We start from the raw sequence: 13,443 nt of genomic DNA, 5'->3' as shown, positions 1-13,443 counted from the left end.
CGGTCCGCCGCGGCGGCGAAGCCGTGGTGCCGGCACCGTCGCGTCCAGCGCGATCGTCTGTTCGCAGTCGTACGGCCGGCCATCCGCTGCGGTCCACTGTGCGCGCTCCGGCACGAGTGCCCGTCGCGACTGTGCCTACTTGTCGTCCATAAGGGTCTTCTGGCGCTTTGGTGGATTCGCGCCGGACGGGCACCCTCGATCGGTTTGCTAGAGCTATAACGACGAAATTCGTCGCCTCAAAGCTGTCTACCGACGAGTTGCTGAGATTTCATGGACAACAACTGGCGTGGCTCGTAGAGTCTCGGCATCTTCCGATGATCTGGAGATGACGTGAAGACTGCCGCCACCGCCCAACCCGTTCGTTCCGCCGCCGACCTGCACGCCGCCGCAACAGTGGTGGACGGAAGCACGGTCATCGAGCTGAGCGACGCCCACCTCGACCGGATCCGGCGAGGAGGCGTCACCGCGGTCAACCACACGGTCACCCGGCCGTACGCGGACACCGTCACCGCCCTGCGCGAGGTCAACCGCTGCCGCAGGTGGATCGACGCGCACCCGGACGAGGTGCTGCTCGCCCTGACCGTGGACGACATCCACCGGGCCAAGGCCGAGGGCAAGGAGGCCGTCATCCTCGGCCCGCAGGACACCGAGATGATCGGGGGTGACCTCGACCTGCTCGGCACGTTCCACGACCTGGGCGTCCGCATCCTTCAGCTGACCTACCAGCGGCAGAACCTGCTCGGCGCGGGCTGCGGCGAGGACACCGACTCGGGGCTGACGCACCGGGGCCGTGCCTTCGTCAAGGCGATGAACGAGCTGGGCGTGCTGGTCGACGTCTCGCACAGCGGCGAGCGCACCGGCCTGGACGCGATGGACGCCTCGGACAAGCCGGTCGTCGTCACGCACGCCTTCTGCGACGCGCTGTCGCCGCACATCCGCGCCAAGTCGGACGGATACCTGCGGCGCCTCGCCGAGCAGGGCGGCGTCATGGGCATCACCACCCTGTCGGGGTTCCTGTACCACCCGGAGGACCCGTCCCGTCGTCCGGACCTGACCCGCTTCGTGGAGCACGTCTGCCGTGTGGTGGAGGTGGCCGGCGTCGACCACGTCGCCGTCGCCACCGACTACGACGAGACGTGGACCGAGGAGATGCGGATCGCGCAGCTCAAGAGCATCGCGCAGGCGAACTCGAAGGAGCACCAGAACCTGCTCGGTGACTTCGGATGGGAGGAGCGCCGGGCGATCGGCATGGACGACGCCGCGGACTTCCCCAACATCACCGAGGCGCTTCTGGCCGGCGGATTCTCGCCGGAGGACGTGATCAAGATCCTCGGCGGCAACTGGCTTCGGGTCTATGGGGAGGCATGGAAGCCGGCCGCGCGATGAAGCGCTAATCGTGACACTGCCAAGGAGACTGATGCGTACCCGAATTCTGATGAGAGCGCTGGCGGTGGGCGTCGTGACGACGCTCGCGGCCGGCTGCGGAGGCGGCGAGCCGCCGTCGGGCAAGTCCGGTGGCAACGCCAGCGACGGCCTCACCAGCAACGTCAAGCTCGAGGACGAGACGCAGGCCGCCGGCACGCCGAAGTCCGGTGGCCGCCTGCGGATCATGATCCGGCTGGACGCCAACGAACTCGACCCGCACCGGATGTCGGAGACCTCGGCCTTCGTCATCAACGAGCAGATCTACGAGTCGCTCGTGCAGTCGTACCGAGGCGAGATCAAGCCGGCGATCGCCGAGTCGTGGGAGCTGAGCGCGGACGGCCAGACCGTGACGTTCAAGCTGCGCGACAACGCGTACTTCCACAGCGGCCGCAAGGTGACCGCCGCCGACGTGAAGTACTCGATCGAGCGGATCAAGGACCCGGCCACCCGGGCGCCGCGCGCCCGTAGCTACGAGGGCATCACCTCGGTCGAGGCGCCCGACGAGCGCACCGTCGTGATGAAGCTGGCCAAGCCCAACGCCGCCATCCTGACCCTGCTGTCCACCGCCGCGTCGTCGATCGTCGACCGGACCGTGGTCGAGAAGCAGGGCGACCTCAACGGCAGCGTCGACGGCGGCAGCGGGCCGTTCAAGCTCGCCGCCCGGACCACCGGCCAGGCCATCAAGCTGGACAAGCACGACAAGTACTGGGAGTCCGGGGTTCCGTACCTGGACGGGCTGGACTTCACGTTCAACCCGGACGACAACGCCCGCGCCGCCGCCGTGCGCAGCGGCACCGTGGACTTCCTGTGGCGGCCCGCGCCGGAGTTCATCGACGCGCTCAAGCGCGACGAGAAGCTCAAGTGGTACGGCGGCTCCGGCTCGCTGTCGCTGCACCTGCGGCTGAACACCTCGAAGGCGCCGTACGACAACGTCAAGGTCCGGCAGGCCATCTACCTGGCGCTGGACCGGCAGGAGATCCTGAACGTGGCCAACTCCGGCTTCGGCACCGCGCTCAACGCCGGCTACCTGCCGCCGGACCGCTTCGGCGCGCTGAAGGAGCCGGTGTACGGCAAGCCCGACATCGAGAAGGCCAAGGCGCTGCTGGCCGAGGCGGGTTACCCGAACGGCTTCGACGCCAAGCTCATGGTGATCGCCACCTCGGCGTTCCAGGTGCGCTCGGCGGAGGTGGAGCAGCAGCAGCTCGCCAAGATCGGCATCAAGGTGACGCTGGAGTCGGTCGAGTCCACCATCGCCGACACCAAGACGAAGTCCGGGGACTTCGACATGTACCAGTCCGGCTTCGGCCTGACCTACGACCCGGACGAGCGGTTCACCGCCAGCTTCCTCAAGGGCGGCGGCCTGAACTACGGCAACTGGTCCGACCCGGAGTACGAGGACCTGATCGTCAAGGCCCGCTCCGAGCTGGACAAGGACAAGCGCGCCCAGCTCTACCAGCAGGCCGAGAAGATCCTGGCCGAGCGGGGCCCGGTGGCCATGACCTTCCTGAACGCCGACTTCGACGTCGTGCAGAAGGACGTCATGGGGTACCGGGGTGACCCCACGCCAACCTACCGCTTCTACCGGCACCTCTGGCTCGACCGCTGACGAGTCGCGGAGGGGACGCCGGCCCACGGCGTCCCCTCCGCCGCACCGCGACGAAAGGCAATCCATGACGGCCGTACCCCTGACCCATCGCTACGTCATCGCCGCCCGGCTGAAGGGCTACCTCGGCAAGCACGAGGAGTCCGTGGCGCTGCTCACCGAGGCGCTCGAACTGGAACCGGACAGCCCGCGCCTGCTGCGTTTCCGCGGCCACCGGCGGATCTCCATCAGTGACTACGCCGGCGCGATCGCGGACCTGCGCGCCGCCGCCGACCAGCTCGCCGGCGTCGAGGACGAGTACGAGATGTACCAGCCGGAGGTGGAGAAGGACGTCGTCAGCCTGATCCTCGGCCGGCCCGAGGACGTGCGCCCGCAGCACCTCAGCGACACCGACGCCGCCGCGAACCCGGAGATCCTCGGCCGCTACAACACCACGCTGCACGCCTCCGTCTGGTACCACCTGGGCGTCGCCCAGTACCTCGCCGGTGACCTGGAGGGCTGCCTGCCCAGCTTCGCCGAGTCGGAGAAGGCGTCCCGGCACCAGGAGGGCCTGGTCGCGTCGCAGGACTGGCAGTACATGGCGCTGCGGCGCCTCGGCCGGACCGCCGAGGCCGAGGAGGTGCTCGACCGGTTCCGCACTGTCGACCTGGTCGACGAGCCGCACCTGGTCGGCTACGAGGGCCGGATGAAGCTCTACACCGGCGAGATCGGCCCGGACGAGCTGTGGGCGATGTGCGACGGCAACAGCCTCAAGACCGTCACCCAGGGGTACGGCCTCGGTAACTGGCACTACTACAACGGTGACGTCGACAAGGCGCGTGAGGTGTTCGACGGGGTGCTGAAGACGCGCGTCACGCACGCCTTCGCGTACCTCGCAGTCAAGGCCGAGTACGAGCGCAACCCGGACTTCGCGACCACGAGCAAGGAGAACTGAGATGGCAATCATCCGTGCCGAGATCGGCAAGCGGGACCAGGCCACCAAGGAAGCGATGATCGCCGACCTGACCGACGTGCTGGTCAAGTACGGCTCGCCGCGCGAGAACACCCACGTCCTGCTCTACGAGGTGTCGTACGACAACTGGGCCAAGGGCGGCGTGACGTACAACAACCGGAAGCGTGCGCAGGAGTCCTCGTGACCGGCGCCGCGGCGGGACCGCACATCCTGCTCACGCCCAACCTGTCGGACCTGCTCCCGCAACTGCGGGAGCGGTTCCCGCAGTGCCGGTTCAGCCCGGTACCGGACGGTGAGCCGGTACGCGACGAGTGGCTCGACGCCGAGGTGATCCTGCGCAGCGCGATGAACGAGGACACCTTCGACGAGCTGCTGGCCAAGTGCGATCGGCTGCGGTGGGTGCAGATCACCGCGGCCGGGTTCGACTGGGTGGGCGGCGAGCTGATGCAGCGCCGCCTCGCCGAAGGGCTGCTCTACACCCGGTCGCCCAACTCCTACAACGTGCCGATCGCCGAGTACGCCATCGGCGCCGTGCTGATGCGCTTCCGCGCGTTCCCGGAGCACCGGGAGGCGCAGGAGCGCCGGGAGTGGGTGCGGATCACCGGCCGGGACTTCATCGGCAGCACGATGCTCGTCTTCGGCACCGGCGGCATCGGCGGCGAGGTGGCCTGGCGGGCCCGCGCGCTCGGCGTCGACGTGATCGGGGTGAACCGCTCCGGCACTCCGGCCGAGGGCTTCGACCGGGTGATCCCGTACGCCGAGCACATGGCCGTGCTGCCGGAGGCCGACTCGGTGGTCCTGGCCATGCCGCTGACCACCGAGAACCGCTACTTCTTCGACGCCGAGCACTTCGCGGCGATGAAGGAGTCGGCGGTGCTGGTGAACGTCGGGCGGGGCGCTCTCGTGGTGGAGGACGCCCTGGTCGACGCGATGCGGTCCGGCCGGATCGCCGGCGCGGTGCTGGACGTGTTCGAGGAGGAGCCGCTGCCGGCCGACCACCGGCTGTGGGACCTGCCGAACACCACCATCACCCCGCACACGTCGTTCCGCGGCACCGGCAACCTCCAGCGGCTCTACGCCGACTTCTGCGTCAACCTGGAGCGTTACCTGGCCGGCGAGCAGCTGGCCGGCCTGAAGCGGCAGCCCGACCTGGGGTACTGAGGCGGCCGAACGAGAGGCGGCCCACCGGATCGATCCGGTGGGCCGCCTTCGTCGTGCCGTACGTCAGTCGAGCAGCGCGCGGGCCGCAGTCAGCACGTCGTGCTCACCGAGCAGGACGTGGTCGGCCGCCGGGCCCAGCGGGACGTAGCTGTCGACGCTGTTGACGCGGGAGATCCGCCCCGGGTAACCGGCGTCGACCAGGGCGGCCACCACCGCCTCGGAGACGCCGCCGCCGGCCCGGGTCTCGTCCACCACCAGCACCCGGGGTACGCCGTCGAGCGCGGCGAGCATGCTCGCGGCCGGCAGCGGCGCGAGCCACTGCAGGTCCACGACGCGGGTGCCGGCGCCCCGCTCGGCGGCCAGTGTCTCGGCCACCCGCAGGCTCATCGGCACGCCGTTGCCGAACGTGACGAGCGCCAGGTCGTCGCCGTCGCGTACGGTCCGGACCTGTCCGAGCGGCGTCTCGGTGGCCGCCCACTCGTCCGGCGGGGCGTACCGGGCCAGCCAGCCGCCGTCGCCGTCGCTGTGCAGGTCACGGGTGTGGTAGAGCGCGATCGGCTCCAGGAACACGCAGACCCGCTTCTCCTGCTCGGCCAGCGCGAGGCACTGCCGCAGCAGCGCCGGCGCGGTGGCCGGGTGGGAGGCGACAGCCAGCGCCAGGCCGGGGATGTCCCGCAGCACCGCCACCGAGTTGTCGTTGTGGAAGTGCCCGCCGAACCCCTTCTGGTACGCCAGCCCGGCGATCCGGACCACCATGCCGTTGCCGTACTGCCCGTCGGAGAAGAACCGCAGCGAGGCGGCCTCGCCGCGCAGCTGGTCCTCGGCGTTGTGCAGGTAGGCGAGGTACTGGATCTCCGGGATCGGCAGCGTGCCGGCCAGCGCGCCGCCGAGCGCCACCCCGAGGATGGTCTGCTCGTCCAGCAGCGTGTCGAACACGCGGTTCGCGCCGAATGCCTTGCGCAGCCCGCGGGTGGCGCCGTAGACGCCGCCCTTGCGCGCCACGTCCTCGCCGAAGACCTGCGCCTGCGGCCAGGTGAGCAGCGCGTCGTGCAGCGCGGCGTTGACCGACTGGGCGAGCGTGAGCGGTCCGCGCGACTCGGGGAGCCGGCCGCCGAACACCTTCTCCCGTCCGGCGCCGGCCCGTCCGGCGGCCGCGCTGACCCGGTCGGTCCGGCGTTCGGTCAGCGGAGCGGTCACCGCAGCCGCGTCGGGCAGCCGCTCGACCCGCCCGAGCATCGCCTCGGCCTGGTCCATGACCAGCTTGCGGGTCTGCTCGTAGCGGGCCAGACTCTCGGCCGGGGCGAGGATGCCGCGCCGGGCCAGCACCGCCGCCGTGGCCAGCAGCGGGTCGCGGGCGTAGTCGGCGAGGATCTCCGACCGGGACCGGTACGCCAGCTCGGCGTCGGAACCGGCGTGGCCCATGAACCGGACCGTGCGCAGGTGCAGCACGGCAGGGCGGCGTCCGGCGCGTACCCGATCGGCCACCTCGCCCGCGACGGCGAGCAGCCGCGCGGGATCGGCGCCGTCGACGGCGGTGTAGTCCAGGGCTGGTAGCGCGGACAGCATCCGGTCCACCCAGCCGTGCGGGGACCGGGTGCTGATGCCGATGCCGTTGTCCTCGCAGACGAACAGCACCGGCATCCCGAGCCCCTGGTGGGCGGCCCACCCGACGGCGTTCAGCGCGCCCGCCGCGGTGGAGTGGTTGGCCGAGGCGTCGCCGAAGCTGCACACCACCACCGCGTCGGCCGGGTAACCGGTGTCGCCGACGCCCCGCTCCAGCGCGAACGCCATGCCCATCGCGCGGGGCAGGTGCGAGGCGATCGTCGAGGTCTGCGGGATGACGTTCAGCGCCCGGTGCCCGAACACCTTGTGCCGGCCGCCGGAGATCGGGTCCCGCCGGGACGCGGCGGCGGAGTGCAGCACGTCGGTGATCGGGGTGGAGCCGGGGACCTGCCCGGCCCGGGCGGCGTAGAAGCCGCCGGACCGGTAGTGCAGCAGCGCCGGATCGGTCGGGCGCAGCGCCAGCGCGACGGCGGCGTTGCTCTCGTGGCCGCTGGATCCGATCGTGTAGAAGCCCTCCCGTTTCGACTGCAGCCAGCGCAACGCGAGGTCGAGGTGGCGGCTCTGGATCTGGGCGTCGAAGTAGTCGAGCAGCAGGCCGGCGTCGATCTCGACGTCCGGCGACGGGTCGGCGGGCGCCGCGGCGCCCGCCGACCATTCCGACAGTTGACGAACCAGGTGTTCGTCGATGGTTTCCACGTTGCTCCTTGCCGGGGGTGCGAGGGGTCAGCGGCTGGAACGGCCGCGCAGTCGCGGGTCGAGCACGTCGCGGAGGGTGTCGCCCAGCAGGTTGAAGCCCAGCACCGCGATCATGATGCAGACGCCGGGGACGACCGACGGCCAGATCGACATCTCCATGAACGCCTTGCCGCTGGAGAGCATCGACCCCCAGGACGGCTGGGGCGGCTGCACGCCGAGCCCGAGGTAGCCCAGGGACGCCTCGACCAGGATGGCGGTGGCCAGGCTCGTGGTGAACTGCACCGCGATCGGGGCGACCGAGTTGGGCAGGATGTACTTGAAGATCAGCCGGGCGTTGGTGAGCCCGACCGCCTGGCCGGACTCCACGTACGGCTCGCGGCGCACCGACATCGCCGTGCCGCGTACGACCCGGGCGAAGCTCGGGATGAACACGAGGATCAGGGCCAGGATCAGGTTCTCGGTGCCGGGGCCCCGGGCGGCGACGACCGCCAGCGCGAGCAGCAGCGTGGGGAAGGCGAACATGATGTCGGTGGCCGGGGTGATGACCGCGTCGAGGAAGCCCCGGTAGAAGCCGGCGAGCAGTCCGAGCAGGACGCCGATCGCGCCCGCGCAGGTCACCACGATCAGGCTGACCGTCAGCGAGGTGCGTGCGCCGTACAGGGCGCGGCTGAGCAGGTCGCGGCCGGCCTCGTCGGCGCCGAGCAGGAAGTCGCCGCCGGGCGCGGCGAGCCGCTGGTTGGACATGGCGGTCGGGTCGTACGGGGCGATGAGCGGGGCCAGCGCCGCCGCGCCGACCATCAGCACCACGATGACCAGGCCGATGGCGCCCACCCGGTCGCGCCAGATCAGGCGTAGCAACTCCAGGCTGCGGGGGGTCCGGCGAGTGGACGCCGCCTCGGCGGGGCGGCGGTCGGGGGCGGTGTCAGTGACCACTGCGCAACCTCGGATCCAGGTAGGTGTAGATGAGGTCTACGAGGAAGTTGACGACGACGTAGAAGAAGGCCAGGAAGAGCAGGGTGCCCTGGACGACCGGGTAGTCGCGCTGGGAGATGCCGCGGATGACCATCGTCCCCAGGCCCGGCCAGGCGAACACCTGCTCGACGATGACGGTGCCGCCCAGCAGCGCGCCGGCCTGGATGCCCAGCACCGTCACGACCGGGATCAGCGAGTTGCGCAGCGCGTGCCGGGTCATGACCACGCGCTCGCCGAGGCCCTTGGACCGGGCGGTGCGTACGTAGTCCTGGTTGAGCACCTCCAGCATGCTGGAGCGGGTCATCCGCATGCTGATCGCGGCGAGGCTGGAGCCGAGCGTCACGGCGGGGAGGATGAGGTGCTTCAGGGTGCCCCAGAAGCCCTCACCCTCACCCGCGCCCTGGGACGGCAGCCAGCCCAGCGACACCGAGAAGACGTACACCAGCAGGATGCCGAGCCAGAAGTTCGGCAGCGACAGCCCGACCAGCGAGCCGACCCGGGTGGTGGCGTCCAGCAGCCCGTTGCGCTTGGTGGCGCTGAGCACGCCGAGCGGGATGGAGATGAGGATCGAGACCAGCAGCGCCGACACGGCCAGCAGCAGCGTGGACGGAAGGCGCTGCATGATCTCTTCGAGCACCGGCTGACCGGTGCGCATCGAGGTGCCGAAGTCGCCCTGGACCAGGGCGCCGAGCCACCTCAGGAACTGCTCGTACACGGGCATGTCGAGCCCGAAGTAGCGGCGCATCTCCGCCTCGATCGCGGGGTCGCCGAAGTCCTGACCCATGATCGAGCTGATCACGTCGCCGGGGATCATGCGGATGACCAGGAATGAGATCACCGAGATCCCGAAAAGGACTGGAATAACCGATAAGAGACGGGTCAACGTGATGCGCAGCATTGCGGGTTTCTCCGGTCGGTCAGGTGTCAGCGCCGGGTGTGCCGGGGTCGGCTTCCGCGTCCCAGCCGGCTTCCTCGTCCCCCGTGACGGCGATGTCGCGCGCCCATTCGTGCGCGCGCTTGGCGACCCGTAGCACCATCACCGACCGGCTCTCCATCACCCCGTCGAGGTTGCCCAGCCGCTCCGTCCAGAACCGCCGCATGGCGTTGCTGGAGGCGAAGTAGCCGACGGCGATGATGTCGAACTGGCCGGTCACGTGGTAGACGTACGCGATCTCCGGCATCCCGGCGAGCTTGTCGATGAGCCTTTCTGTGGCACCCGGAGCGCTCTGGATCTCGAACAGCGTGTGCACCGGCCGCCCCATGAAGGCGGCGCTGGGAATCGCGGCGAACTGCAGCTGACCCTCGGTGACAAGCCGTTCCACCCGGCGTCGTACGGATCCCTCGGAGAGGCCGACCTTCGCCGCCAGCGCGACGTTCGTCTGCCGTGGATCCTGAACGAGCTCCCGGATGATGCTGCGATCTTTCTCGATCGAGCTCTTGGATGCCATCTCGCTCCAACTCTTAGTGACGGAATTCGTCGCTGCCGGGAGCCTAGACGACGAACATCGTCTGTGCAACACTCCCGGATGACGAATGGTGGCGTTCGGGAGTCTAACTCAGGGGGATCGATGGCCTTGTTGGAGGTCCGGGACCTGCGCACCGAATTCCGCGGCGCGCGGGGCTCGGTGACGGCGGTGGACGGGGTGTCGTTCACTGTCGACGCAGGGGAGATGGTCGCCCTCGTCGGCGAGTCCGGCTGCGGGAAGTCGGCGACCGCTCAGTCCATCATGGGGCTGATCGTGCCGCCGGCCGGCCAGGTGACCGGTGGCCAGGTGCTCTTCGAGGGGCGGGACCTGCTGAAACTGTCCGCACGGGACCTGCGCGCGGTGCGTGGCAAGGGCATCTCGATGATCTTCCAGGATCCGATGACCTCGCTGAACCCGGTGCTGACCGTGGGCCGGCAGATGACCGAGGCGCTGGAACTGCACCTCGGGATGAGCCGCCGGGCCGCGCGCAAGCGGGCGGTCGAGCTGCTGGACATGGTGCGGATCCCGGCGGCGGAGACCCGGCTCAGCTCGTACCCGCACCAGCTCTCCGGCGGCATGCGCCAGCGCGTCATGATCGCCATGGCGCTCTCCTGCCGGCCGCGGCTGATCCTCGCCGACGAGATCACCACCGCGCTCGACGTCACCATCCAGGCGCAGGTGCTGGACCTGCTGCGGGAACTGGCCCTGGAGACGCGCACCGCGGTCCTGTTCATCACGCACGACCTCGGCGTGGTCGCCGGCATGGCCGAGCGCGTCAACGTCATGTACGCCGGCCAGATCGTCGAGCGCGCCGGGACCGTCGACCTGTTCCACCAGCCGCAGATGCCGTACACCTGGGGTCTGCTCGGCTCGGTGCCCCGCCTCGACCAGGCCCGCGGCGGCAAGCTGCGCCCGATCGCCGGCCGCCCGCCGGAGCTGTCGGAGATCCCACCCGGCTGCCGCTTCGCGCCGCGCTGCGTCCACGCCCGCGACGTCTGCCAGGACCAGGCGCCCGGCCTGACCACCGTCCCGGCCCGCGACCAGCTCACCCGCTGCTGGGGCATGCGCCCGGCGGACCAGGGCGGCTGGCTGACCACCGAGGACCGCTTCGCCGACCAGAGCGCGGAGGTGCGCTGATGACGACCCCTGCCCCCGACACCGCCCCCGACCCGCTGCTGCGCGTGCGTGACCTGGCCGTCGACTTCAAGGTGCCGGTACGCGGCTCGATGCTGCCGGCCCGGCTGCGCGCGGTCTCCGGCGTGGACCTCGACGTCCGGCGCGGCGAGATCATCGGCGTGGTCGGTGAATCCGGCTGCGGCAAGTCCACCACCGGCCGCGCCATTCTCCAGCTGCTCAAGCCCAGCCAGGGCACCGTCACGTTCGACGGCACCGAACTGACCACGCTGGACCGGCGGCGGATGCGGGCCATGCGCCGGCAGATGCAGATGATCTTCCAGGACCCGTTCGCCTCGCTGAACCCCCGGATGACCGTCGGCGAGCTGATCGAGGAGCCGCTGCTCGTGCACTCCGACCTGCCGGCGGCCGGGCGGCGGGCCAAGGCGCTGCAGACCATGCAGATGGTCGGGCTCAGCGAGAAGTGGCACGACAGGTACCCGCACGAGTTCTCCGGTGGCCAGCGCCAGCGCGTGGGCATCGCGCGCGCCCTGGTCAGCAACCCGCAGTTCATCGTCGCCGACGAGCCGGTCTCCGCGCTCGACGTCTCGGTGCAGGCGCAGATCGTCAACCTCCTGGAGGAACTCCAGGAGGAACTGGGCCTGACCATGATGTTCATCGCCCACGACCTGGCCGTCGTCCGGCACCTCTGCGACCGCATCGCGGTGATGTACCTCGGCTCGGTCGTCGAGGTGGGGGAGTGCGAGGACATGTACGACCGGCCGCGCCACCCGTACACCCGGGCCCTGCTCTCGGCGGTGCCGATCCCCGACCCCCTGGTCGAGACCGAGCGCCGGCGGGTAATCCTCAGCGGTGACGTGCCCAGCCCGCTGAACCCGCCGTCCGGCTGCCGCTTCCGGACCCGCTGCTGGAAGGCGCAGGACATCTGCGCGACCGAGACGCCGAAGCTCACCGGCGCCGGGCACCAGGTCGCCTGCCACTTCCCGGAGAACACCGACCCGCGGGGCGAGCCGCTCGCCGCCGCCGGCGCGGGGCGGTAGACGTGTCCGTTCCGTACCACCGCAACCTGGTCGACGGCGAGTGGGTCGACGGCGAACGCCGGCCGAACCTCAACCCGGCCCGCCCCGGCGAGGTCGTCAGCGAGTACGCGGTCGCCGACCGGGACACCGCCCGCGCGGCGGTCGAAGCGGCCCGCCGGGCCGGTCCCGGATGGGCGAAGCTGCCCGTCGGCGACCGGATGCGGATGCTGGACCGGATCGGCGCCACCATCCTGGACCGCGCCGACGACCTCGCCACGCTGCTCGCCCGCGAGGAGGGCAAGCTGCTCGCCGAGGCCCGCGGCGAGGTCGTCCGCGCCGGCCAGACGTTCCGCTACTACGCCCACCAGCTGCTCCAGCCCACCGGTGAGGTCTACGCCTCCACCCGGCCCAACGTGCACGCCGAGGTCCGCCGCCGTCCACTGGGCGCGGTCGGGATCATCACGCCGTGGAACTACCCGCTGGCGATTCCGGCGTGGAAGGTCGCGCCGGCACTCGCGTACGGCAACACCGTCGTGCTCAAACCCGCCGAGCTGGTACCCGCCAGCGCCGGGGAGCTCGCCCGGATCATCGCCGACGCCGGTGTCCCGCCCGGCGTGTTCAACCTTGTCGTCGGCGCCGGCTCGGTGGTCGGGGAGGAACTGCTCACCAGCGACGGACTCCAGGGCATCTCGTTCACCGGCGGCACCCGCACCGGCGCGCACGTCGCCCTGCGCTGCATCGCCCACGGCAACAAGCGGTTCCAGCTGGAGATGGGCGGCAAGAACCCGCTCGTAATCTGCGACGACGCCGACCTGGACGTGGCGGTGCGCTGCGCGCTGGACGGCAGCTTCTTCAGCACCGGCCAGCGCTGCACCGCGTCCAGCCGGCTGATCGTGACGGCCGGCATCCACGACCGGTTCGTCGCGGCGCTGGCCGAGGCGACGCAGGCGCTGCGGGTCGGCGACCCGCTCGACCCGGACAGCCAGCTCGGCCCGGTGGTCAGCGCCGGCCAGCTCGACCAGAACCTCGACTACGTCCGGATCGGACGCGACGAGGGCGCGGCGGTGGCGGCCGGCGGTACGCACGACGGGCAGTTCATGCGGCCCACCCTGCTCGTCGGCGCGCACAACGACATGCGGGTGGCCCGGGAGGAGATCTTCGGCCCGGTGTCCTGCGTGATCCGCGCCGAGAACCTCGACGAGGCGATCGAGCTGGCAAACGACACCGACTACGGGCTGTCCGCCGGGATCGTCACTACCTCCCTGTCCACTGCCGAACGGTTCAAGCGCGACGCCCGCGCCGGCATCGTCACCGTCAACCTGCCCACCGCCGGCACCGAATTGCACCTGCCGTTCGGCGGCACCGGGGCCTCCAACCACGGCCCCCGCGAGCAGGGCGGCTACGCCCGCGACTTCTACAGCGTGCCGGTGACCTGCTACACCGGCTGGTAAG

Annotated in this window: 12 protein-coding genes; 8 read left to right on the top strand and 4 right to left on the bottom strand. The window is 70.5% G+C overall.

Annotated features, from left to right (window positions below; genetic code table 11):
* Positions 1-330: 330 nt before the first annotated feature.
* The 5 genes from A8711_RS29720 (at position 331) to A8711_RS29700 (ending at position 5,141) form a co-directional block, all read left to right on the top strand.
* Positions 331-1,386 (top strand): dipeptidase, encoded by a 1,056-nt coding sequence (locus tag A8711_RS29720; protein WP_043325193.1) that lies wholly within the window; start codon positions 331-333, stop codon positions 1,384-1,386.
* Positions 1,387-1,417: 31 nt separating this feature from the next.
* A complete protein-coding gene (locus tag A8711_RS29715) occupies positions 1,418-3,031 on the top strand; it encodes an ABC transporter substrate-binding protein (protein WP_158559980.1) in 1,614 nt (537 codons plus the stop codon).
* Between the two features lie 64 nt (positions 3,032-3,095).
* Entirely contained in the window at positions 3,096-3,962 is an 867-nt protein-coding gene (locus tag A8711_RS29710) for a tetratricopeptide repeat protein (protein ID WP_043325191.1), read from the top strand.
* Position 3,963: 1 nt separating this feature from the next.
* Positions 3,964-4,164: a tautomerase family protein gene (locus tag A8711_RS29705; protein WP_018786431.1), complete on the top strand. Its 201-nt coding sequence runs from the start codon at positions 3,964-3,966 to the stop codon at positions 4,162-4,164.
* Positions 4,161-5,141 (top strand): D-2-hydroxyacid dehydrogenase, encoded by a 981-nt coding sequence (locus A8711_RS29700; RefSeq protein WP_064447412.1) that lies wholly within the window; start codon positions 4,161-4,163, stop codon positions 5,139-5,141. The genes A8711_RS29705 and A8711_RS29700 overlap by 4 nt, the downstream gene beginning before the upstream one ends.
* A 63-nt stretch (positions 5,142-5,204) precedes the next feature.
* On the opposite strand, the gene A8711_RS29695 is transcribed toward A8711_RS29700, so the two are convergent.
* The 4 genes from A8711_RS29695 to A8711_RS29680 are packed head-to-tail and all read right to left on the bottom strand — an operon-like array spanning position 5,205 to position 9,820.
* Entirely contained in the window at positions 5,205-7,391 is a 2,187-nt protein-coding gene (locus tag A8711_RS29695) for a thiamine pyrophosphate-dependent enzyme (RefSeq protein ID WP_369830135.1), read from the bottom strand.
* A gap of 36 nt (positions 7,392-7,427) precedes the next feature.
* Positions 7,428-8,333, bottom strand: a complete 906-nt coding sequence (locus A8711_RS29690; protein WP_231915563.1) for an ABC transporter permease — start codon at positions 8,331-8,333, stop codon at positions 7,428-7,430.
* On the bottom strand, positions 8,323-9,270 hold the full coding sequence (gene nikB, locus A8711_RS29685) for a nickel ABC transporter permease (protein WP_030499628.1): 948 nt from the start codon (positions 9,268-9,270) through the stop codon (positions 8,323-8,325). The genes A8711_RS29690 and nikB overlap by 11 nt, the downstream gene beginning before the upstream one ends.
* A gap of 19 nt (positions 9,271-9,289) precedes the next feature.
* Positions 9,290-9,820: an Lrp/AsnC family transcriptional regulator gene (locus tag A8711_RS29680; protein ID WP_030499629.1), complete on the bottom strand. Its 531-nt coding sequence runs from the start codon at positions 9,818-9,820 to the stop codon at positions 9,290-9,292.
* A 120-nt stretch (positions 9,821-9,940) separates the two neighbouring features.
* Here A8711_RS29680 and A8711_RS29675 point away from each other — a divergent pair, with 120 nt between their 5' ends.
* Genes A8711_RS29675 through A8711_RS29665 form a run of 3 tightly spaced genes read left to right on the top strand, consistent with a single transcriptional unit; the run spans position 9,941 to position 13,442 of the window.
* Positions 9,941-10,975, top strand: a complete 1,035-nt coding sequence (locus tag A8711_RS29675; protein ID WP_199744090.1) for an ABC transporter ATP-binding protein — start codon at positions 9,941-9,943, stop codon at positions 10,973-10,975.
* The gene (locus A8711_RS29670) at positions 10,975-12,012 is read left to right on the top strand and encodes an ABC transporter ATP-binding protein (RefSeq protein ID WP_069090000.1); all 1,038 of its coding nucleotides are present in this window, start codon (positions 10,975-10,977) and stop codon (positions 12,010-12,012) included. Before A8711_RS29675 ends, A8711_RS29670 begins: the two co-directional genes overlap by 1 nt.
* 2 nt (positions 12,013-12,014) lie before the next feature.
* Positions 12,015-13,442, top strand: a complete 1,428-nt coding sequence (locus A8711_RS29665; RefSeq protein ID WP_069089999.1) for an aldehyde dehydrogenase family protein — start codon at positions 12,015-12,017, stop codon at positions 13,440-13,442.
* The last annotated feature ends 1 nt before the right edge of the window (position 13,443 follow it).

This window comes from Micromonospora sp. II (assembly GCF_001709195.1).
In the GTDB taxonomy this organism is placed as follows: Bacteria; Actinomycetota; Actinomycetes; order Mycobacteriales; family Micromonosporaceae; genus Micromonospora; species Micromonospora chalcea.
This window is presented reverse-complemented; position numbering and strand designations above follow the sequence as displayed.

Excerpts from the sequence above, each read along its gene's own strand:
- A8711_RS29680 (WP_030499629.1), bottom strand. The coding sequence starts at position 9,820 with ATGGCATCCAAGAGCTCGATCGAGAAAGATCGCAGCATCATCCGGGAG.
- A8711_RS29705 (WP_018786431.1), top strand. The coding sequence starts at position 3,964 with ATGGCAATCATCCGTGCCGAGATCGGCAAGCGGGACCAGGCCACCAAG.
- A8711_RS29675 (WP_199744090.1), top strand. The coding sequence starts at position 9,941 with ATGGCCTTGTTGGAGGTCCGGGACCTGCGCACCGAATTCCGCGGCGCG.
- A8711_RS29670 (WP_069090000.1), top strand. The coding sequence starts at position 10,975 with ATGACGACCCCTGCCCCCGACACCGCCCCCGACCCGCTGCTGCGCGTG.
- nikB (WP_030499628.1), bottom strand. The coding sequence starts at position 9,270 with ATGCTGCGCATCACGTTGACCCGTCTCTTATCGGTTATTCCAGTCCTT.
- A8711_RS29710 (WP_043325191.1), top strand. The coding sequence starts at position 3,096 with ATGACGGCCGTACCCCTGACCCATCGCTACGTCATCGCCGCCCGGCTG.
- A8711_RS29715 (WP_158559980.1), top strand. The coding sequence starts at position 1,418 with ATGCGTACCCGAATTCTGATGAGAGCGCTGGCGGTGGGCGTCGTGACG.